Source organism: Paenalicyclobacillus ferrooxydans (assembly GCF_001399675.1).
Taxonomy (GTDB): Bacteria; Bacillota; Bacilli; order Alicyclobacillales; family Alicyclobacillaceae; genus Alicyclobacillus_B; species Alicyclobacillus_B ferrooxydans.
In genome coordinates this window covers 170,941-192,125 of record NZ_LJCO01000033.1, presented here as the reverse complement: position 1 = coordinate 192,125, position 21,185 = coordinate 170,941, and the positions used below count along the sequence as shown (strand labels likewise).

General features: G+C 52.0%; 18 protein-coding genes, 1 pseudogene and 1 riboswitch. Of the genes and pseudogenes, 5 read left to right on the top strand and 14 right to left on the bottom strand.

From position 1 onward, the window contains the following. Nucleotides 1-62 precede the first annotated feature (62 nt). The 4 genes from AN477_RS07620 to AN477_RS07605 all read right to left on the bottom strand — a co-directional run bounded on the left by AN477_RS07620 (nucleotide 63) and on the right by AN477_RS07605 (nucleotide 3,865). Nucleotides 63-1,187, bottom strand: a complete 1,125-nt coding sequence (locus AN477_RS07620) for a type I phosphomannose isomerase catalytic subunit (RefSeq protein ID WP_245631753.1) — start codon at nucleotides 1,185-1,187, stop codon at nucleotides 63-65. Between the two features lie 125 nt (nucleotides 1,188-1,312). Then, nucleotides 1,313-1,399, bottom strand: a riboswitch (cyclic di-GMP riboswitch). Nucleotides 1,400-1,487: 88 nt separating this feature from the next. Continuing rightward, nucleotides 1,488-1,799: a cyclic-phosphate processing receiver domain-containing protein gene (locus tag AN477_RS07615; RefSeq protein ID WP_054968562.1), complete on the bottom strand. Its 312-nt coding sequence runs from the start codon at nucleotides 1,797-1,799 to the stop codon at nucleotides 1,488-1,490. A gap of 44 nt (nucleotides 1,800-1,843) precedes the next feature. Continuing rightward, entirely contained in the window at nucleotides 1,844-2,770 is a 927-nt protein-coding gene (locus AN477_RS07610; protein ID WP_245631758.1) for a pseudouridine-5'-phosphate glycosidase, read from the bottom strand. A 162-nt stretch (nucleotides 2,771-2,932) separates the two neighbouring features. Then, the gene (locus AN477_RS07605) at nucleotides 2,933-3,865 is read right to left on the bottom strand and encodes a carbohydrate kinase family protein (protein ID WP_054968561.1); all 933 of its coding nucleotides are present in this window, start codon (nucleotides 3,863-3,865) and stop codon (nucleotides 2,933-2,935) included. 76 nt (nucleotides 3,866-3,941) lie between these two features. On the opposite strand from AN477_RS07605, the gene AN477_RS07600 reads away from it, so the two are divergent. The 5 genes and pseudogenes from AN477_RS07600 (at nucleotide 3,942) to AN477_RS07585 (ending at nucleotide 7,685) form a co-directional block, all read left to right on the top strand. After that, entirely contained in the window at nucleotides 3,942-4,643 is a 702-nt protein-coding gene (locus AN477_RS07600) for a response regulator transcription factor (protein ID WP_054968560.1), read from the top strand. After that, entirely contained in the window at nucleotides 4,640-5,998 is a 1,359-nt protein-coding gene (locus AN477_RS07595) for a sensor histidine kinase (RefSeq protein WP_054968559.1), read from the top strand. Before AN477_RS07600 ends, AN477_RS07595 begins: the two co-directional genes overlap by 4 nt. A 66-nt stretch (nucleotides 5,999-6,064) precedes the next feature. Beyond that, entirely contained in the window at nucleotides 6,065-6,499 is a 435-nt protein-coding gene (locus AN477_RS07590; RefSeq protein ID WP_211265971.1) for a thioredoxin family protein, read from the top strand. A gap of 12 nt (nucleotides 6,500-6,511) precedes the next feature. Next, nucleotides 6,512-6,718 (top strand): annotated as a pseudogene (locus tag AN477_RS25220) (thioredoxin family protein); the annotation flags it as partial. Nucleotides 6,719-6,893: 175 nt separating this feature from the next. After that, a complete protein-coding gene (locus tag AN477_RS07585; protein ID WP_054968558.1) occupies nucleotides 6,894-7,685 on the top strand; it encodes a DUF2231 domain-containing protein in 792 nt (263 codons plus the stop codon). Nucleotides 7,686-7,719: 34 nt separating this feature from the next. Here AN477_RS07585 and AN477_RS07580 read toward each other — a convergent pair whose 3' ends face one another. The 10 genes from AN477_RS07580 to AN477_RS07530 form a co-directional block, all read right to left on the bottom strand. Then, nucleotides 7,720-8,937 carry a threonine synthase gene (locus AN477_RS07580; protein ID WP_054968557.1) on the bottom strand — a complete coding sequence of 406 codons (1,218 nt, stop codon included), beginning with the start codon at nucleotides 8,935-8,937 and terminating at the stop codon, nucleotides 7,720-7,722. A gap of 56 nt (nucleotides 8,938-8,993) precedes the next feature. After that, nucleotides 8,994-10,181 (bottom strand): GGDEF domain-containing protein, encoded by a 1,188-nt coding sequence (locus tag AN477_RS07575; protein WP_054968556.1) that lies wholly within the window; start codon nucleotides 10,179-10,181, stop codon nucleotides 8,994-8,996. Nucleotides 10,182-10,407: 226 nt separating this feature from the next. Then, entirely contained in the window at nucleotides 10,408-11,316 is a 909-nt protein-coding gene (locus AN477_RS07570) for a cupredoxin domain-containing protein (RefSeq protein WP_054968555.1), read from the bottom strand. 648 nt (nucleotides 11,317-11,964) lie between these two features. Then, nucleotides 11,965-13,806, bottom strand: a complete 1,842-nt coding sequence (gene cydC / locus AN477_RS07565; protein WP_054968554.1) for a thiol reductant ABC exporter subunit CydC — start codon at nucleotides 13,804-13,806, stop codon at nucleotides 11,965-11,967. Then, the gene (cydD, locus tag AN477_RS07560; RefSeq protein WP_054968553.1) at nucleotides 13,803-15,635 is read right to left on the bottom strand and encodes a thiol reductant ABC exporter subunit CydD; all 1,833 of its coding nucleotides are present in this window, start codon (nucleotides 15,633-15,635) and stop codon (nucleotides 13,803-13,805) included. Before cydD ends, cydC begins: the two co-directional genes overlap by 4 nt. Beyond that, nucleotides 15,635-16,648: a cytochrome d ubiquinol oxidase subunit II gene (gene cydB, locus AN477_RS07555; protein WP_054968552.1), complete on the bottom strand. Its 1,014-nt coding sequence runs from the start codon at nucleotides 16,646-16,648 to the stop codon at nucleotides 15,635-15,637. The genes cydD and cydB overlap by 1 nt, the downstream gene beginning before the upstream one ends. Before the next feature lie 17 nt (nucleotides 16,649-16,665). After that, complete coding sequence (locus AN477_RS07550) at nucleotides 16,666-18,051, bottom strand: cytochrome ubiquinol oxidase subunit I (RefSeq protein WP_054968551.1); 1,386 nt, start codon at nucleotides 18,049-18,051, stop codon at nucleotides 16,666-16,668. Between the two features lie 285 nt (nucleotides 18,052-18,336). Next, entirely contained in the window at nucleotides 18,337-18,564 is a 228-nt protein-coding gene (locus AN477_RS07545; RefSeq protein ID WP_054968550.1) for a hypothetical protein, read from the bottom strand. A 96-nt stretch (nucleotides 18,565-18,660) separates the two neighbouring features. Next, entirely contained in the window at nucleotides 18,661-19,971 is a 1,311-nt protein-coding gene (locus tag AN477_RS07540; RefSeq protein ID WP_157061860.1) for a hypothetical protein, read from the bottom strand. Between the two features lie 564 nt (nucleotides 19,972-20,535). Then, entirely contained in the window at nucleotides 20,536-20,850 is a 315-nt protein-coding gene (locus AN477_RS07530; RefSeq protein ID WP_054968547.1) for an LSm family protein, read from the bottom strand. Nucleotides 20,851-21,185: the final 335 nt, after the last annotated feature.

Sequence of the window (21,185 nt, the reverse complement as noted above, 5' to 3'; positions counted from 1 at the left end):
AACAGGCCGCAACGCTCGTCGTTGCGGCCATCGAACATCAAACATCGAAGGTCAGGTGTGCGTCAGTATCGAACCAACAACAATTGCAGCGGCGACGAACTTGCATCGTCCTGCAAGACCTCAATTTCCCCAATAGACGTAGGAACAAGGCAAGTGTCACCTGCGGACAACTCAATCGGCTCTGCCCCTTCACACATCAACCTGCCGCTGCCTCGTATCACAATCAGGATATCGGGGCTTTCACTCGACTCGCGGTTCAGCAGGGACTTCGATGCGTTTTCCAGGTTCCACTTGTACAGGGTGAAATACGGACAGTCAATCAACTGCTCTGAGTTCCCCGCGGAGATATCCAATTCCGACTGATGCAGAGGCCCTGCAGCTTCTTCCGTTTTTAAGTGTGAGGGGTCTGCTTGCGGAAACAGCACCTCTGCCGCTTTGTCGACATGAAGTTCACGGGGGACTCCGTCCGTTCCTACCCTATCCCAATCGTACACTCGGTACGTCACGTCTGATGTTTGCTGAATCTCAATCACCTTGGTACCAGCCAAAAGTGCATGCAAGGTCTCGGAAGGCACCAGTATCGTATCTCCGGGTTCAATATCCCGATAGTTCAAATAGTTCCCGATTGTTCCATTCTCAAAGGCATTCCTCAGCACCGCACGAGACGGAAAGCTATGTCCATACACAATCTTACCGCCCGGCTTACTGTCCAGGATGTACCAAGCTTCTGTCTTGCCAAAGTCGTCTTCCATGCGTTGTGCAAAGTGGTCAGATGGATGAACTTGTACCGACAGGTCTTCTGCAGCCTCCAAAAACTTAATCAAAAGTGGGAAGCGCGGTTGAACGGAGTTTCCTAGATAATCGCGCGGGTACATCTCAGTCAGTTCAACGAGAGACAAGCCTCTTAATGGACCGTTTGACACCACGCTGGTTCCATGCGGATGGCCCGAAAGAACCCAGTACTCACCGACGGGGGTATCCACCGGTAATTGAACCTGACATCGATCATGAAAGGTGGATTTGAGACTCTGCCCGCCCCAGACCCGTTCCATCGGAATTGGATAGAACTTAACTGGATAGGGTATGACTTGGCTGTCAGTCGTTACATTGCTCGCGCACACTGAAGACCCTGCAACAGGGTGGTCTTCATTTGTTCTGCCTGGATGTGATGGAATCTTCGCTGACACCTCGCTCCTCCTCTCAGTAAATCAATCTGTGTGTGATATCACATTTCACTTCATCAAGCACCTTTTGTTTATTAAACAGCTTGACGATAAATCCTCTCGCCCCGAAGTGGATTGCATCAATTGTCGTCCGCAACCCGGCAATCATACGTACCTCTGCGCCCTTAGACCCGAAGCTTTGTCCCAACGTTTCAGCTGGTTTGCCATTTTCAGACGTGTCCGTCTCTCGAATTTTTCTATAGGGAAGTGATATATGCGAGATTTTGCGACCGCTCTATCAAAGCAGCAGGTAAAGTAAAATTCCTATCTTCGGTTCAAATGTACGATTACGCCGCTCGGCGCATGGTCCTTCAGGAAATGGTACATCCGAAGCCTAGCACCCTCATCTGAAGAATGAAGATAAATCTCTTGCGGCCAGTGTCCGGTCTTCACAATCCACGCGGTGACTTCATCCGCCTTTCGGCCATCACCAAGGTGGTAGTCGAGGGAGAGCCGACGAACGACGACCTCCTCAAGGAGCATTTGACACTCCTCAATCGTCCGCACCAAGGTATATCCGGGCGGTGCACTGCGCAGGTCGTCCAAGAATAAGTCGAAAACGTGTCTCTCGCTCACGAGTTCCCCCCCTCCACCAACCAGAGAATCAAACCGTTTCAGACTCAGTTGATCCGGTTTGTGCGATCTGCCACTGCCCCTGCAATCTGTGCTCCGACCAGCGCGTTATGCTCAATTAACCGAACATTCGCAGCCAAGGACTTCCCTTCTGTCAGGCTTTCCATGGTAGACAGCAGAAATGGCGTAACGTCCTTGCCAGTAACCCCTTGTTGTTCGGCTCTCATTACGGCTGCCTCGATAGCCGATGTAATCTCGGCTTGGTTCAGTTCCGCATCCAGTGGAATCGGGTTCGCAACAAGGATCCCTCCATGCAGGCCAAGCCCCCACTTGGTCGCTGCAATCTCAGCCACTGCTTGCGGGGTATCGACCCTGAAGTTCGCCTGGTAACCGCTCGTCCGAGTATAGAACGCAGGTAAATCTTCTGTTTGGTATCCAAGCACTGGAACGCCGAGCGTTTCCAACACCTCGAGAGTCAGTCCGATATCGAGGATTGCCTTCGCACCTGCACTAACAACGATCACGTCGGTGCGAGCCAGTTCCTCCAAATCAGCAGAGACATCCATTGTTCGTTCTGCCGCTCTGTGAACACCGCCAATGCCACCTGTCACGAATACTTGAATTCCTGCCAGGTGCGCTGCGATCATCGTAGCTGCGACCGTGGTCGATCCGGTCCTGCCTGTTGCGAGCAACACCGGGAGATCACGCCGACTCGCTTTGACGACCTCCTTTTCGTGTGCCAGGGCTTCAATTTCATCTGCCGACAACCCAACACGGATCTTTCCCCCCTGAATGCTGATAGTGGCCGGGACTGCACCAGCTTGTCGAATGATGGTTTCGACCGACAAAGCTGTCTCTACGTTCACCGGGTATGGCATGCCGTGAGTCACAATGGTCGTCTCCAGTGCGACGACTGGCCGTCCTTCGTGAAGTGCTGTTTCTACTTCCTCACTGTATGAAAGTCGCTGTTCAATAGTGTGCTTTCTTGTCCGTGCATCCTGTTGCAAATCATCTACCATCATGTTACCCCACCGCCCTATATCTTCTTAAATGTCCATACGTACGTTGAAGAGTTCTATCAGTTGAAGAGTTCTATCAGTCGGGGAGTGTGCCCCCGGTCCATATCGTTTTGTTGGTCAGTGTGCAGCAAGAACAGAGGCCCTGCTTTGAACGACTTGTGCGGAGAGCTGGTGCCCATAAGCCGCAGCCTCGTCTGGAGGATAGCCCTTCATCAGACCTGCCGCAAAACCGGCTGTAAAAGCATCCCCCGCACCAGTCACATCGACCACTCTCGTTGGCACAGCTGGTACCGTAATGCTCTCACCCCTTGTCACGACGATAGAGCCGTTTACCCCCCGCGTTGTGACGACAATGCGCGTCCCGCCGTCAATTAATGCTCGTGAGGCCCGTACAACATCTTCGGGTGATGCAACAGACAACCCTGACAGTGCCGCGAGCTCGTCTTGGTTTGGGGTCACAGCGTACATGCGTCCGATCAAATCTCTGACCCCTTGTGCCTTTGCCACCGAAACCGGATCGCACACGACAGGAATACCTCGGTCTTGCCCATACCCGCAGACACATGCAACGGTCTCCGTGGGCAGGTTGGTGTCAACACAGATGAGGCCGATATCCTGCAACCCCTGAACTATCGGAAGAACCATATCCGGTTGAAGTTTTTCGACAATCGACATCGCCGACACTGCAACGGACAGCTCTCCGCAGCTGTCTACCACGGCTAGGTAGGTGCTCGTCGGTGTGTCCGGAAACACTCGGGATGGCATAGTATCGACGCCACAGGTCTGCAGGCCTTCTCGAAGCCAGTCTCCTTCGCTGTCTTTGCCAAACGCACTGAGAAACCTGACGGGCACTCCTAGGACAGCAAGGTTGTGTGCGATGTTCCGACCTACTCCGCCCGGACTCTTCCAGACCGTACCTGGGTTGCTTGTCTCTGGAATCAGCGAACCATGCGAGCGGCCTTTGATGTCGACGTTCGCACCGCCAATGACCAACACAGCGCTGCCATTTGTGAAACTCGTCTCAGTGATTTCCAATCTGTCCTGAATCATAGGGTCCTCCCTATTGTGCCCGACGCAAGTCTATAATAGCAGGTATACAATCGCATCACGAATTGGAGGTGGCTGCATGCCAGAGCGAACTCGAATCCTGGTAGTGGATGACGAATCACGCGTCCGCTCCATGATTCACCAATATCTTACAGCCGAAGGCTATGATGTGACAACGGTCGGCACCGGACACGAGGCACTTGAGGCTGTGCGCCGGGACGATGTACAACTGGTCATTCTCGACTGGATGTTGCCAGGGGGCTTAAATGGTCTTGAAGTGTGTCGAGAAATCCGAAAGATAAGCTCGGTCGCAGTCATCATGCTGACCGCGAAGACCGAGGAAACCGATATGATTGTTGGTCTGGAAATGGGCGCAGACGATTATGTCACAAAACCATTTCGCATGCGTGAGCTGACCGCTCGTATCCGTACAGTTTTGCGCCGAACGCAGCAAGGCGGCGAAGCCTCTCCTGCAAATGTACTCACCCGCGGCAGTCTGGTTATTGAGCCCGACAAGTTCACTGTACGTAAAGATGGTGAGGATGTCATACTTACACCAGCGGAGTTCAAAATCCTCGTCACCTTAGCGACTCGTCCCGGTGTTGTGTTTAGCCGCCTTCAGCTTTCAGAGGTTGCACTCGGAGATGATTACATCCACTACGAGCGCAGTATTGATACACACATCAGTCACCTGCGCAAGAAAATAGAGAGCAACCCATCGCAGCCCGAGTATATTCAAACTGTGTACGGGATAGGGTACCGTTTCGGGGTTCCGGTATGAGTGTGCGTCTGAAAATCTGGATCGCCATGGCCGGTCTGATTCTGTGGATGTCCGGCTGCTACTTGGTGATTTCCCACATCTTCACCGAATCCCAATTTCGTCATTTCACCACCGAAGCGAGGATTCAATCGGCAACCCGATGGGCGACGGTGATAGAGCGCTACTATGAAGAGCACGGTTCTTTTACGGGCGTCGAGCCGGCAGTCAAAAACGCTGTGATTCAGTCGCCGTATGGAACGGGGACAAGCCTTGAGGAAATTACCCTCATCTCACCGAATGGTTCGCAGATTGCGAAGATAGCGCTGTCCCCCACTCCGCCTGACCCTGACGACACAACAGGTGTCCCCGTCCCGATTATGGTGAATGGGAAAAAGATTGCCAGCGCCATCGTATACGACCGCGTGATTGAAGGACTTGAGCTTCTGCAGGAGACCACGCTGCAATCGGTTGCCAATGCCACTCTTGTGGGACTGTTGCTGACAGCAGTCATCTCACTGATTGCAGGCGGTTGGTTGTCCCGTTTAATTACCAAACCGTTGCGGAATATTATGGGTGGAATCCGCCAAATTGCACGAGGGGACCTGAACACGCAAGTGAGGGTCAGGTCACGCGATGAGTTCTCAAGATTGGCCGACGCTCTGAATGACATGTCTATGAAACTCGCCCAGGCTGTTCAAACCAGGCGTCGACTGGTTGCGGACGTGGCCCATGAGTTACGCACGCCCATCACAATCATTCAAGGACAATTGGATTTGATTCAAGATGGCTTGCAACCAGCTGAGCCGTCTTCCTTGCTGCCGATTCAAGATGAGGTCTTGAGGTTGCGCACACTCATTGACGAACTGCATCAACTCGCTCTTGCAGAGTCACATCAACTGAAGCTGCATATGACGAGAATGGAACTGGTCGAATGGCTTTCACAGCTTGTCGAGAAGTTCAAACCGGAGGCACTGTTACGCGGCATTGATATCGGTTTCACAACTGAAGTGGAAAGTGCTTATGTCTCTGCGGATAGTCACCGCTTAACCCAGGTGTTTGCGAACCTGATTAGTAACGCACTTCGTTACACGCCGGAACAAGGAGCCATTCACCTGACCTTAAGAGAAAACCCAGAACCCCAGAAAACTGTGGCCATCGACGTAACGGATACAGGAACAGGGATTCCGAAAGAACAAGTGGACCACATTTTTGACCGATTTTATCGGACGGAAGAAGCGAGATCGCGCGAAAGCGGAGGCCTCGGTCTCGGTCTTGCCATTGCTAAGGAACTCGCTGAACTCCACGGTGGAAAGATATCTGTGGCCAGTGAACCAGGGCGAGGCTCTACATTCACCATTACCTTGCCGCTCAAGTGATAAAGAATTACAATAACGAGGGGTAAAAAAATACCCCTATGGGTTTATTGCGAAGGAGATGAAGCCATGTCCCTGATTGAGGAAAGCGATAAGCAAGCAATAAAGGAATTGTTTGCGCAGAAGATGGAAGGCACTGCGCACATTCGCTTCTTCAGTTCCAAAGAAGACTGTCAGTACTGTGGAGAGACACAGGATCTTCTGCAAGAACTTGCCGAGCTGTCAGACAAGATTGATTTGCAAGTATTTGACAAGGATGAAGCTCAAGACAAGGTACACCAATTGGGAGTGAACAAGTACCCAGCCACTGTTTTTGTTGATGACAATGAAAACGACACTGGTGTGCACCTTTACGGCATTCCATCCGGGTATGAATTTGGTACATTGATCGAGGACATCATTGATGTCGCAAACAACCATACCGAACTGAGCCCGGAAACCATTAACGCTTTAAAACAGATTGACCAGGACGTAACCCTTTCTGTCTTCATCACACCCACCTGACCTTATTGTCCCCGCGCGGTTCGCGTGGCTCACCACATGGCTATGATCAATCCTCACATCAAGGGAGAAATGATTGAGGCCATGGAATTTATGGATCTATCGAGCAAACACAATGTCATGGGCGTGCCAAAAACTGTCATCAACGATGGCCGAGCTGAACAGGAAGGCGCTGTCCCGGAACAAGTCATTTTGTCGAAAATTCAAGAAGCTCTGCGCTAAGTTTAGACAATGAAGCGAGCATCTGACATGTCAGATGCTCGCTTTCATCTCCACAACTTCTTAAGATTCCCTCCAAAATGAGTCAAGACTCTCTTTGTACACTTATGTCCGACCGCGCCAAGCACGGATTATATGGATTGGGCTTCATCGAGGCTTGACTCTGGGAGGAACAGCATTGCCGCCACTGCACCCCTTAATCATCCACTTTCCCATTGCCTTGTTTGTCATCGCAGTTTTGTTTGACGGGATAACCGCCTTTACTCAGAAAACGTCTCTCCTGTCTGCCACAAAACTCCTCTATCTCTTTGGTTATCTTGGCACCCTTGCGGCCCTGATTACGGGCGACATGTTAAAGCATCAGCGGGCCGCCATCTTACCGCACACACTGCTCACCATGCATGAATGGTTGGCGATTGCATTTGCAGTCTGGTTTACTGTACTCCTTACGGTCCGGCTTCGGCGATACTGGGAGCCAAGCAAACCATACGCTGCCATGGCAATCGTTGGTCTATTGCTTTTAGTTGCAGTCGGACACACCGGGGGCAGCATGGCTTGGCCCAGCCTCAAGAGCAGCGTTGCGATTCGCAGCACTGGCAATCCGAATACCAGTGCCTCCACCAGCAGTACAAACAACACCCAACCAACTACCTCCGGACAACTCACTGGTTCCGCCAATTCAGCCGCTTCTTCACAAAACAACGCAACCTCTCGAACGGATTCAGGAAACGCCGCAGGAGTTGGAAGATCGAGCAGTTCATCGAGTTCTACGTCACTGGTTCAACTTGGCCAGCAGTACTTTGTTGAGGACTGTCAGAGTTGCCATTCACTTGGCGTCGCCGAACAGTATTTCGGTCACCCCAAATCAGACTGGACGACCGTTGTTCAAACCATGCAATCCTATGCTGGCGGGGCTATCCCTGACAATCAGGCGCAGGCAATCATTGCCTACGTATCAAGCCAACCGTAACACGTTCACGAACCACGCCACAGAGCCAGCGATGTTATCCGGGGAGCTCATCCCCGGGCTCTAGCACAGGGGCGTTTCCCATTTCAAACGTGTTTGGGTACTTCAAACCCGTACCTGTATTCAGCAATACAACCCGTTCGCCGTGTGCAATCCAGCCGTCGGCAGCGAGGCGAGCCGCTGCTGCTGCAGTTGCTGCGCCTTCGGGGCAGACAAACAGGCCTTCCTCGCGAGCAAGTCGTCTCTGCCAATGTAAGATCTCCTCATCCGTCACTGACAGAGCGCATCCATTTGTCTCCCGAATGGCTTCCAGCACCAGAAAGTCCCCAAGTGCTTTCGGGACGGTGATACCGAAGGCAATGGTCAAGGCATCGGGCCAGAATTCGGACTCCGTTTTGCCTTGTTTATATGCTTGCACAATCGGGGCACATCCGGCGGCCTGAACAGCAACCAGTCGCGGCATCCTTCCGCCTTCAAGCCATCCTAATGATCGAAGTTCCAGCATCGCTTTGTATATGCCGATCAGTCCAACGCCGCCTCCGGTCGGATAAAGGATTACATCCGGCGCGTCCCAGGCGAAGTACTCGGCAATCTCAAACCCCATGGTCTTTTTGCCTTCCAAGCGATAGGGTTCGTTCATCGTCGAGGTGTCAAACCAACCCTTTTCTGCGGCAGCAGTGTTGGTGATGCGGCCCGCGTCACTGATCAGACCTTGGACTAGGTGTACATCTGCCCCACTGGCAATGCATTCTCTTCGAGTAATCTCAGGAGCGTCTTCAGGCATGACGATGCTCGCACGAATACCAGCCCTTGCTGCGTAGAGCGCCCATGCGGCACCGGCATTTCCGTTCGTCGGCATGGTTATGGTGTGGATGCCGAGTTCCTTAGCGCGAGAAATACCGACAGCAGCACCGCGCGCTTTAAAACTGCCTGTCGGCATCAGTCCCTCGTCTTTCAAGTATAGGTGGTTGAGGCCGAGGTAATCACCGGTTTTGACAAGCGGCAACATCGGTGTCATGCCTTCACCGAGCGTCACAATGTTGTCTGCTTTTTGAACAGGCAGAAGTTCATGGTACCGCCACAGTGACCCAGACCGCCGAGCCATCTCATGAGGCCGCAAGTGGCGCATCGCCAATTCCAGATCGTATCGCACCAAGAGCGGGGCCCCGCACGCGCATTGATTCAAAACTTGTGATGCATCATAGGCTTTTGTGCACTTTGAACACTCGAGATGAGATAGATAACTATACGCCATGTTGGGCCTCCTCGGTCTCCGGCAATGAAACGCTTACATGCGACATCTGCAACAAATCAAGTTGCATCTTGAAGCAAGCTTGCCTCTTTCCGCGGGTTTGCCTCTCCCAGAAACTCACTGAATCCAATCCTGTTTTTACCGTGTTGTTTTGACCAATACAGCCCTTGGTCGGCCAGTTTAAAGAACTTGTCCGCTGTCTCCCCGCGGGAGTGGGAATGAACACCGATGCTGATCGTGATAGACTGACCCGCATGTAAAACCGAAGACACGTACCTGCGGAGATCTTCCATACGCTCTCTGAATTCACCTGCAGACACTTCTTGGGCGACAACCACAAACTCTTCGCCCCCGTAGCGGGCTAGGAAAAATGCCTCCGGTAAAGAGTTCAACATATATTTTGCGAGTTCCTTCAACACCTGGTCCCCAACGTCGTGTCCGAATGTATCATTGATACCTTTAAAGTTATCCACGTCGATGACAGCCAGGTGGAGCGGCATATCATGTTGGTTACATAAATCCATCACCCGGCGCATGTGATCCTCAAATGCGGATCGGTTGTATAGGCCGGTCAATGGATCAAGCTTAGACATCCTTTGCATCAACACATTCTCAAGCATAAGTTCTTGCTTCGCCTCGATATTCCGAAGGAGTGCCCTCCGCAACTCTTGGCTGCGTGCAACGATGGAAATCCCGACTCCCGATGCTGCCAGCAAAAAACCAACCATCACCAACAGGTCCGTGCTGGTCATTGTGTGCTGCGGGCGATAAACGTGCAGGTACAGCACAATCAGTTCAAGCAAACTGATTCCCGTTGCAGCAGTCATCATTTTTTTGGACAGATAGATGCTTGAAAACATAATAGGCAGAACCAATATCACAACAGGACTCATAAGTTGATAGAGAGCATTTGCAATCACATAGACGCTGAGATACGTCGCAACAAAAAGAAACAACGGTATCTTCTGTGGAAACCGCATGGACACAGCCTGCAAAACGATCACGACTGGCAACAAGATGAAGCCCGGGTACACCATGGTGTGAACGAGTAAGTCTGCACGAGTCTGAGACGGGGTCATCAACCCGCCGATGAATGCAAGAACCAGGTACAACCCGATGCAAAACCAGAACAGGTAGAGAAACCTCCGGTTCCAACGCGCGGAAATTTCGCTTTCGTTGATTTCGTTCACCCCCATGTTTAACCCCGATACCGCGTTATCTCTGTCGAAAACCGCCGTCTTCAGCACTCAACTTGTTACTCACAGTGTGCAACAGGAATGGAAAACTGTCTACAAAAAGCCGCGACACAATTGTAAGTTTGCGTATTTTATAGTTCACCGAGCACAAAAAAAATGACCTGTGATGCCAGGCATCCGTGTACGACGGAGTTGGCCATCTCAGGTCATTACATTTCTCTAGTGTATATGCCGTATCAGTCTAGCAAGTCTGCATCAACGACCACTTTGGTTTGCGTCAGCTCACAACGTTAATGGTGCCCATCATGTAGCCCTGGTGCGTCATGGAGTAGCTCTGCATGCCGCCGTCACATTGAATCGTGCACTGCCAGGTGAAGCTGCCCGTCTTGGTTGGGGTAAAGGTGTATGTGCTCACTGTCGGAACGCCTTCTTTGCTTGCACCCTTCCAAACTTGGCTGATACCGAGGCCGGCTGAAAACATGCTGTGGTCTCCGGTGTCAAAGTTGGTGACTGTGAGGACTACTGGAATTCCTGCTTGAACTGTAAAGTCTGCCGGCGAGTAAGAGTCATGCAGTTTGCCGTCAGCTGCCGCGTATTGCAGGCCATCCTTGATCGTCAGGTCGATATACTGTTTGTTCGTGCTTTGCGGCAGGACGTGGACGGTACCCATCATGTATCCATCATGCGTCATCGAGTAGCTCGTCATACCGCCGTCACACTTGTCGACGCACTGCCACTGGAAGTCGCCGGCCTTGGATGGTGTGAACGTGAAGGTTGTGATACCAGGTACGCCCTTCTTCGCTGAACCCTTGGCTTGAACGTTCAGACCGAGGTCCGCACTGCTGAAGCTGTGTTCGCCGCTGTCGTAGTTGTAAATGGTCATCTTCACAGGCACACCTTGAATTACATTCAGGTCGGTTTGTGCATAAGTGTCATGCATCTTGCCGTCAGGACCAAGGCGGTTGCCTGGCAGAATTGTCAGGTCCATCTCCTGACTCTTGAGTGCTGTTGTGCTGGTATCTGTTGACTGACTACCGCTGCTTGAGCTCGATGTGTTGTTAGCAGCTGAGCTAGTAGTTTGAGTAGGCGACGTTGTGGGTGCAGATGCATTGTTTGATGTTGCTGCTCCACATCCAGAAAGAATGAGTGCTGACAATGCAACCGTTGCAAGAAGTGTTTTTTTCACTTTGACCAACTCCCCTTTAATTTCTGAAGCACATCCTCATTATTGAGCCACTGCGAATTTGCGGGGAGGTCAAAGTAGATGATCTATATAGTCATCGATGGGACTATTTCGATCTCCTAACGAAGTAGCTCAGGATCATGTGCAGAGTAGCTCATGCATACATGAGTAGTAGTTCATGGTACCCTCGTCATGAGTATCATGGACTAGTACAAAACAGAGGTGTCACAACGACTCGATAGTATCGATGAAAGTCGCTTCTTGACCAGATCCGTGAATGGGCCCGAAGGAAATTTGGGAACGAGGCACTCGTGTCCAGACCTGAACACCACAAAGAGGCGGTTATTCCGCCTCTTTGTGGTCGTCGGTACTTATAAAGGAAGGAGGGGGGGTTGGCAGAGCGAACCACATTGACAAAGCAATATGGAAGGATGAATGCGAAGTATGAATGAAAAGTAATGAATTAATATAAAGTGCCTTCTCATTCTGTTCTGTCTTGAGTTCGCTTAGCACATGTTTATTTTCTAGCTACAGAGCCTGTCCGAACAGGTCCATATGGACTGTCTTCAGTTCCTGGTAGGACCAGTTCAAGTGCAACGAAACTGATAGTCCAAGTGTCATATCAGGTCTACTATCCAGATCACACATCACTCACTTGTTGTCTATCTGTTCGTGCGCCATCTGACGCATTCTACGAAACAGGGAATCCGGTTGGCTGAGCAATTGATGCGGTGACCCGGCTTCTACGGCGCGGCCATCCTGCAGGACCAAAATGGTATCAACCGACTCTAGTCCCGCCAGACGATGCGTTATATAAATCACCGCCTTCTCTGCCACAGCACTCCACAGTGCTTCGAGAAATTCCGCTTCGGTTACCGCATCCAGTCCATTTGTCGGCTCATCAAGAAGAAGAATCGGAGCACCGCGCAAAAGTGCCCTGGCGAGGGCGATTCGCTGCCGCTCTCCGCCGGAGAATCGCGCCCCGTTTTCTCCGACTAAGGTATCAAAGCCATCTGGCAAGCTTTCAATGAGGTCGAGAATTTGAGCAGTCTTGGCTGCGTCACACAGTTCATCATCAGATGCCCCTGGTTTCGCCAGCCTGAGATTGTCTGCAACAGAGACATGAAACAAAAATGCATCTTGTGTCACAGCAGCAAATTGGTTGCGGACAAATTCTACAGGCAGATCCCGTAGTTCGTATCCCCCCAACATCACTGAGCCTTTGTGATACGTGCATAGGCCGAGCAGCATATTGAATATCGTCGATTTTCCTGATCCGCTTTCCCCTACCACCGCTACCCTTTCTCCTGGGGCCAAGCGGAGGGTGACCCCGCGGAGAACGTCGGGTAACGCATCGTCATAGCGTACCTGAACGTCACGCATCCAAAGCACAGGCGGTTGAATGAGCGAATCCCCTTCCTGTACAAGGGGCAGACGATGAATTGGACCCTGTTCCAACTCTGATGCGCTCATTGCTGGCACCTCTGTATTTGTTACCGGCATCCCTCCGTTTGCTGCCGGGATCTCTTCAGATACATGACCGGCAAGCTCCTTGATCCGGCGCGCAGCTGCTAAGGTTTCATTCATTGCTTGAACGGATGCGGGGATGGGCATAACTGCTTCGAAGCTTGCAAGAATGATGAACAACAGAGATGGAACTTCAACGCCTTTGACTGCATGCAATGAAACCAAGGGGATAAGGACCAAAAGTGCAGCCCAAACAGAAACATTCGTAAAAAAAACAAAAGCCCCCGTCCCTGCACTTTGGATGAGGGTTCCTCGTCGAGCTGCCTGCGTCAGGTCAGTCTGTTTGTTTGCTAGGGAGCGAATGGTTGCATCCACTTGACCATCCATGGTCAGTTCCGTCAGACCACGTAGGGCATCGCCGAGCTCCGACTGAAAATCGGATCGCAGAAGGACCTGCGCCTTCCCCGCTTGACGCCCAAGATGCAGACTGATCCAAGGGACAACGGCACCCGTGATGACAAAGAAGACTGCAAACCAGATGGCCGTCATCCCACTGTACCTAGCAATCCACAAAACAGACATCACGCCCACGAACAATGCAATTAAAGGTGGAGCCAGCACCCGGAGGTACAGGTTTTGCAAAGACTCCACATCGGTTACAGCGCGGGTTAATACATCTGCGCTCCCGTGGTGTTCGAGCAGCCGGGTGCCATTGCTTGTTTGTTCGATCCGGTCGTAAAACCACACTCGTACACGGGCCAAGATGTGGAAGGTGAGATCGTGCGAAACGAGCCGTTCCAAATACCGAAAAACACTTCGAGAGATGCCAAAAAACCGAACCCCGACAATCGGAGTCCATAACAGAAGGATGGTTGCCGGGTGCAAGGCTGCAGCTGCAATCAGATAACCGGAGGTGCCCATCAAGCCAACGTTGGCTAGAATCGCCAGAAATCCAAGTCCTGCAGCCAAGAGAAGCCGCCAGCGATACGGTCTCACAAACTGTAATAACCACATGACGTTTGTCATACCCGTGCCCCCTCTGGCACGAACTCCCGAGCAGCCGTATCGAATATCGCCCCGTCGTTGTAAAAAGCCCACAACTTCTGGTACGTGCCTCCTGCAGAAACGAGATCGGCATGGGTGCCTTGCTCGACAATCCTGCCAGATTCAACAACCACAATCTGATGGGCCCTCCTGACGGTCTGCATACGGTGTGCCGCGACTAGTGCTGTCCTCCCTTGCAAGGCAGTCTCAAGGGACGCCTGCAAGGCTTGCTCACTCACCATATCGAGCTGTGAGGTCGGTTCATCGAAGCATGCAACAGGGGCTCGTTTCAAGATGGCTCTCGCCATCGCGATACGCTGGATCTGTCCCCCACTGAGCTGCACATCTTCACCAATCCGTGTGGTGTAACCGTGCGGAAGTCGACAAACAAATTCATCAACGAGTGCCAATCGTGCCGCTTCCAAGGCTTCGGCAACGCTTGCGCCTTGCCGGGCACGACAGATGTTTTCAAGGATGGTCCCAGGGAACAGATGGGTTGTCTGCGATACGTACGACACATGAGCTCGCCAGTCCGATAGTTCAAATTCCGATAAAGCTACACCATTGATCCGGATTTGCCCCTGCAAAGGCCTGGCAAATCCGAGCAACAGGTCAAACAGGCTGCTTTTGCCGGCACCACTCGCTCCCACGATAGCCACTGTTTTTCCGGCTGGGACGCAAAATGAAACGTGCTCCAGAGCATTAACCTCGGAGCCGGGATATGCAAATGAGACATCATCGAATTCAATGGAGATGGGACTCTCGTGTTCAAAGCACGAAACACGAGCGTTGTGGTCATCGGCTTCACCTGTCTGTGATTGGATCACCTCGACTATCCGACGCGTCCCTCCCTGGACCAAGGGCTGTGTGTCGAGAATCTCAAAGATCCGTTTTGCCGCCTCGATCCCGTTCATACTCGCATGAAACTGTGTGCCAATCATGCGGATGGGCAGGTAAAATTCAGGTGCAAGTAAAAGGACGAGGAATGCCCGATGGAAATCGATGTTCCCGTGAAGCAAACGCAGGCCAAGCATGACCGCAACAACTGCGGTGCTGAGGGTCGTGAGCAATTCAAGCACCAATGCTGAGAGAAAGGCAACCCGCAAGGATTGCATGGTAGCTTCCCGGTAGGTATCAGTGATGCGTTCGATGATTTCCACCTGGGCGCGGCTTCGATTGAATACTTTCAGGGTTGTGAGGCCGCGGATCACATCAAGAAAGTGTCCCCCAAGTACCGACAATGCCCGCCACTGACGCTTCGCAATGGAGTCTGCCCCTTTTCCAATGAGAATCATGAAGATTGGAATCAGCGGCGCTGTCACGGCGAGAATGATGGCTGACCAGATATCCGTTCCAATGACGAGACACCATACGGCGACCGGAATCAGAAATGCGTGAGCCATTTGAGGCAAATACTTCGTTGCGTACACATCGACTTGCTCGATCCCGTTCATAGCTGAATTGACGAGTTCCCCGGTTCGCTCTCTGCGCAGATAGACAGGACCGAGTTGAAAGAGGTGACGGACAAGGCTCATGCGCAGGTCTTCCCGAATTCGCAATGACACATCGCCACTCGCCTTATCGCTCAGTCCCGTCGCAACAGCACGCAGGAGGATGACGAAGAACAGCAGTGCAATGGGCATCATTACGTCGCCACGGTTGCGGTCATTCAAGAATACATCCGTGACGATTTTTGCGAGAAAGACGGCCTGCAGAATCATCAGCAGGCCGCTGGCAAAGTTGAGCACAACGACCGTGGTCAACCCTGGTATTAAGTTAGGGATGCGGCGAAACCACTCTTTCGTGTTCATCAGTAATCCATGTGATCCGACAAATGAACCCGTCGCCGGAAGATCCAGTAGGTCCAGATTTGGTAGGCGAGCACAATCGGCACGAGTGTCAAGGCGACGATGGTCATCACCTTCAGTGAATACGGGTTTGACGCGGCATTGTAGATGGTGAGACTCCAGTCAGGACTCAGCGAACTCACCATAACCCGCGGGAACAAGTCCATGAACACGGTCACCGTGGAGAGCGCGATCGTCAGACCCGTCATAAGAAATCCCCATCCATCCCGCTTAGCCCGGATAAAGAACTGGACTGAAAAGAGTGCGAGACCAGCGAGAATCGGGACAGGACCGGGATCGACACCGTGCCGTGTAAACATATCGGTATCAAAGTAGCTCAACACGACGAAGAACAACATCAACACGGTGGTCCACGCCCCAATGGCAAGACCGACATTTCTCGCTTTTTGCTGCAGTTCACCTTCTGTTTTCAGTGACAGAAAGAGTGCCCCGTGCAAGATAAACAGCAAAATCATCGCGGCACCGCCAACGAGAGCGTAAGTATTCAGGAGCCCCCAAAACGTACCCACGTAGTTCATCTTGGCGTCAATGGGAACACCACGCATCAAGTTTGCGAGTGCCACGCCCCACAACAGCGGCGGGAGCAGACTGCCGCCAAAAATCACATAGTCCCAGACACGGCGCCACTTGGGATTCTCCAGTTTACTCCGGAACTCAAACGCCACTCCTCGTCCAATCAACGCTACAAGGAGTAGGAAGAGCGCTAGATAAAATCCGCTGAACAAGGTAGCGTACCAGTTTGGAAATGCGGCAAACATTGCACCGCCAGCGGTGAGCAGCCACACTTCATTACCATCCCAAAACGGCCCGATAGTGTTGATGATGGCCCGCCGCTCACCATCTGTCTTGCCGAGGAATGGCATCAGGATGCCAACGCCGAAATCAAAGCCCTCCAGGAAGAAGAACCCGATGAACAGCACCGCAATCAAAATAAACCACAGTATGTTAAGGTTCATCTCTGTCCCTCACTCTCCTATAGTGGTGCGATAGTCGCTTTTGGTGACGCGACATTTGGCGTACTTGGACTGTCCATGCCCGACTTCAGTGTCCGAACGAGAAGCATCACGTCCAGTACTGCGAGTACTCCGTAAATGAGCGTGAAGCCAATCACAGTTGTCAGAACCATGCCTGCAGAAACGGTTGGTGACACACTGTTTGATGTCTTGAGCAGTCCGAATACGCTCCATGGTTGACGGCCGATTTCGGTCATGACCCATCCCATCGAGTTCGCGATATAGGGCAATGCAATAGAGGGGACCGCAATCCGCAATAGAGCTCTCCGAGTGCTGAGCTTGTTACGTATTACTGCCACGACACCCCAAATCCCAAGGAGAACCATCAACCCACCAGCCAACACCATGATACGGAAGCTCCAGAATGTGACGCGTACCGGCGGGATGTAGTTGCCGGGTCCATACTCTGCTTGGTACTGGGCCTGAAGTTGGTTGATGCCCTCAACACTGCCGTGCAATTTGTTGTAAGACAGGATGCTGAGCATCCCCGGAATCTGAATCTGCATCGAATCTGTATGGTCCTTTGTGTTGATCGCAGCCACAACAGTCCACGGTGCGACATCCGGGCTGGTATTCCACAGTGCTTCGGAAGCTGCCATCTTCATCGGCTGGCTTTGAACCAGGTGCTGTGCTTGTTCGTGGCCGACAACGCCGACCAAGATACTCGACGCCAAACCGACGATAGCCGCAATCTGGAACGACCGTTTAAAAGCTTCCGCCTTGTGCGCTCGCAGAAGATGCCAAGCACTGACGCCAAGGATGAAGAACGCACCTGTGGAAAGCGCTCCGAACCAAACATGTGGAAACTCGAGCCACAGTTGTTTGTTGGTAATCAGCGCCCCAAAGCTGGACATCTCTGCATGTCCATTCCGAATCGTGTAGCCCACGGGTTCTTGCATGAACGAGTTGGCGGTCAGGATCCAAAACGCAGAAATTGTTGTGCCAATGGCGACGAACCAGATGGCCGTTAAATGAACGCCCTTAGATAGTCTCTCCCACCCAAAGATCCAGATACCAAGAAAGGTAGATTCAAGAAAAAATGATGCGAGTGCCTCCACTGCGAGCGGTGCACCAAAGACATCCCCGACAAACCGCGAGTAGTCTGACCAGTTCATACCGAACTGGAACTCTTGCAGAATGCCTGTCACAACGCCGACAGCAAAGTTGATGAGAAAAAGTTTGCCCCAAAATTTGGCCATCTGTTTGTACGTTTCATCATGCCGGGTGACATACATCGTCTCCATATAAGCAATCAGAAACGCCAAGCCAATCGTCAGGGGCACAAAGAAGAAGTGATAGATGGTCGTGATGCCGAATTGCCATCGCGCAAGAAGGAGATTACTCATTCTCACAACTCCTTTCCGAATCGACACTGTCGAACAGAGACCGACAAACTGAGCGGAGTCGGCGACACCTACTTCGTGTCTCCGCAGGGCCTGTGAGATAGAAACTCATAGGAGGCAGTGCAAGCCGTCTGCGCAGTGTTCACACATATATTCGCTAGTATGCTGTGACGGATTCAACAATCATTCGCCTCTATCAGCGGTGTTCATGGTTCTTTCATTGTTTGAACACGACTCGTTCACAACTTTGAAATCGGGTGTGGGGAATTGTGCTTTTAGGTGATTCTTTCAGGGGGTGGTTGGGGGCCCGTCGGGATCCCTCGCAGCGGAACTCAGTTCCTCTTTCTCTGCCGCAGTCGTCACACGGGCGGCAATAGCGGAACTCAGTTCCTCTTTTTCTGCCGCAGTCGTCGCCCCGGCGGCAATAGCGGAACTCAGTTCCTCTTTTTCTGCCGCAGTCGTCGCCCCGGAGGCAATAGCGGAACTCAGTTCCTCTTTTTCTACTAAGGCTTCCATCCAGTCGGCAGGCTATCCGGGATACTTAGAAACATATATCGCCGTCTCTATTAAATTCGGAAAGCGCGCTTTCGCGCGCTCCCATCTACATAAATGCTATTTCAACGTGATCTGCTGTAGTGCCGTCTCGCCCTGGTAGTTGACGACATCGTAGATTTTTGGAACTCCGGAAGTCACAGACATCTGAACGTTTTGGGCGTACGGATTTGCAAGTTTGATATTGTTCCAGACGGAAACTTGATTTAGATTCTTGTCGTAGGCCGTTACTGTAATGACGCCCTGCTGATTTTGAGTAAGTGTATATACGGTACCCTGAGGACTGACTTCCAGGATATCAGGTGCAGCAGAAAGCTTCTGCTGTAAAGGCTGGCCGGAACTATCGGTTACCAGTTGTGTATTCACTGGAACAGCGTTCGTAGTGCCAGCCGACTGCCCTGTTGAACTGTTGGCCGTTACCTGACTCGCCGTAGAATTGACTCCGCTCCCGCCGATGCCATTCGATCCACTCTGAGTTTGACTGCTCACGGCCCCATTCCCACCTGCTCTTGATTGGCTGCCTGCTCCACCAACAGTGTACACATCAAGAACATGCGCCCCCGCCGGCGTCGTCTGAACCTCATAAAGCCGGGATGAGCCAGTATCAAATGCATATAGTGCACCCGTGAACTGGCTCGCTGACGTTGTTATCACCTGGGGATGTGCGGGATTGGACGGCAGAAAAAGGCTGTAGCGAGCTCCACCTGTCGGTGCACCGTACGGGAGATGCAGTGTTACCGCCCACCCACCGTCATCGCTGATTGGGAAATCGCCGCCTATCCAGCCATTGTATAACGTCTGCTGTGTCGCAAGGTTTCCTGAACTATTCCACTTAACCATAAACGAGGTGTCTTGAAGGTTATTCACAACGGCCAATTCGTTGCCTGCCAGGTATCTCGACCAATCCCCATCCTTGGCGAAAGGTGCGAGACTGTAAACGGGCTTGTCTTGAACAACCCATTGCCCACCTTGAGCAATTGACGTGTAGACCTCATCACCATGGGCATATGACTCCCAGGAAACGTAGAGTGTGTTACCCGCCTCCGTGACGTAGATACTGTCATCATAAAAGTCAAAGAGCCCTTGTGGGTCAAATGTAGTTCCACCTACAGGGACGCCATCGAACGTCGGCGCAACATTCCCCGGCTCATTTGCTAATTGTCGTGGGTTAGCAGCAGTGTTTACAGTCCCCAGTTTGGCCCCTGTGCCGTTTCCCGAGCTCTTAACACCGGTAGTAGTCCCAGAACTCGGTGACAGTTGATGCAATGCGGATACTGGACTACATGCGGTTACAGATAAACCACCGAGAAGGCACACGGCCAGAGCCAGTGCTTTCCGCTCGATCCGCTTGTGATGTCGCATGCTGCTCAATGATTCATTCACCATCTCTCGTCAATGCTGTGCCTCATTCATCGCTTTTTAAGGTCATCGTGTTGTCTCTGCAAACATGCAGTGCAAGGCCCAAGTTGATCGTGTTTCGACAGTTGCCATGCTCTGGTTCGGTATTTGCCAGCTGTGTTTTAACAATTGAAGCTATAATTCGACACTTGCCCTGCTCTGTTTCGACAATGGCGTGCTTTGGTTCGACACTTGCCATGCATTGTTTCAGCAGCGTTTGCTCTAAAAGTTCATCGCTTCTCCTACACAGTGTTCTACCTGACAAATGCAAATCCCTGTCGCATAAACGCAAATCCTTGTCGTAACTTTGCACCTGTCGAATTTGTTTGCACCCAATCCCTAATTGACAGTTCAATCCCCTATAAACTCCCGTCCATTCCAAACACGCGTTGATTCCCCTAAACCAATTGTCATAAAAAATGAAGAATGCCCCACTGGCATCCATATTGGACGGCAGTGAGGCATCTCTTGTTCCGCGCTTTCCTGATGTCTGACTTTGCTTCGGTTTCGCGCAGTATGTCAAAACGTAAGTGCGTTTTACCAGTACATTCCGCCAGCCATCGCACCAAGGGTAAGCCCGGCTAACGCTCCAAAGGCAAAGTATCCAGCACCTGCGTACACGAGCTCTGGATCCATGCTCGTTGACTGTGCAGGATTCAGGTCCAAGTCCTCAACCTGGCGGGGTGCCTGTGAGTGGGACATCAGGCCTGGTTGTACACGGTTTGGCATCAGGTACAGCCCATGTGGTTCAACGTGGAGCAACGTTCCTTGATAGGTACGTCCGCTCCGATGATGAACGAGAACCGTACGACCAACCCAACCCCGTGACTGAAGATACAAGGGATGATACATGGTCACAACCTCCTTTCCTCCTCACGCACATCTTATGGCCATGCGCATTTGGTCGGGAGGGTATTTGTCCAGTGTCCATTCGCCTTGCCAAGCCTTGTTTTGGGGGGTATTACGATTGGCGAACGAACAACGTTATGTACTCATGTCCCAAAGGGGTTCGGAATTTTGGGAGAGGTCTGCCTGGGAGGTCTGCCTAACGGGCGAAAGCAGAGGTGCTCCCGTGGAAAAGGAGTGAAGACAGATGCGTCCTCACTCCACTGGTTGCGTGGGATCCGGTGATCACTGCTTGTTCACCGGCCCGCCCTTGAGCGCACGAATGATTTCAGCCACACCGA

What these genes read in the sequence shown, in the direction of transcription:
- AN477_RS07605 (WP_054968561.1), bottom strand. Translation starts at nt 3,865, where the DNA reads ATGATTCAGGACAGATTGGAAATCACTGAGACGAGTTTCACAAATGGC.
- AN477_RS07600 (WP_054968560.1), top strand. Translation starts at nt 3,942, where the DNA reads ATGCCAGAGCGAACTCGAATCCTGGTAGTGGATGACGAATCACGCGTC.
- AN477_RS07595 (WP_054968559.1), top strand. Translation starts at nt 4,640, where the DNA reads ATGAGTGTGCGTCTGAAAATCTGGATCGCCATGGCCGGTCTGATTCTG.
- AN477_RS07590 (WP_211265971.1), top strand. Translation starts at nt 6,065, where the DNA reads ATGTCCCTGATTGAGGAAAGCGATAAGCAAGCAATAAAGGAATTGTTT.
- AN477_RS07580 (WP_054968557.1), bottom strand. Translation starts at nt 8,937, where the DNA reads ATGGCGTATAGTTATCTATCTCATCTCGAGTGTTCAAAGTGCACAAAA.
- cydC (WP_054968554.1), bottom strand. Translation starts at nt 13,806, where the DNA reads ATGACAAACGTCATGTGGTTATTACAGTTTGTGAGACCGTATCGCTGG.
- cydD (WP_054968553.1), bottom strand. Translation starts at nt 15,635, where the DNA reads ATGAACACGAAAGAGTGGTTTCGCCGCATCCCTAACTTAATACCAGGG.
- cydB (WP_054968552.1), bottom strand. Translation starts at nt 16,648, where the DNA reads ATGAACCTTAACATACTGTGGTTTATTTTGATTGCGGTGCTGTTCATC.
- AN477_RS07550 (WP_054968551.1), bottom strand. Translation starts at nt 18,051, where the DNA reads ATGAGTAATCTCCTTCTTGCGCGATGGCAATTCGGCATCACGACCATC.
- AN477_RS07545 (WP_054968550.1), bottom strand. Translation starts at nt 18,564, where the DNA reads ATGGAAGCCTTAGTAGAAAAAGAGGAACTGAGTTCCGCTATTGCCTCC.
- AN477_RS07530 (WP_054968547.1), bottom strand. Translation starts at nt 20,850, where the DNA reads ATGTATCATCCCTTGTATCTTCAGTCACGGGGTTGGGTTGGTCGTACG.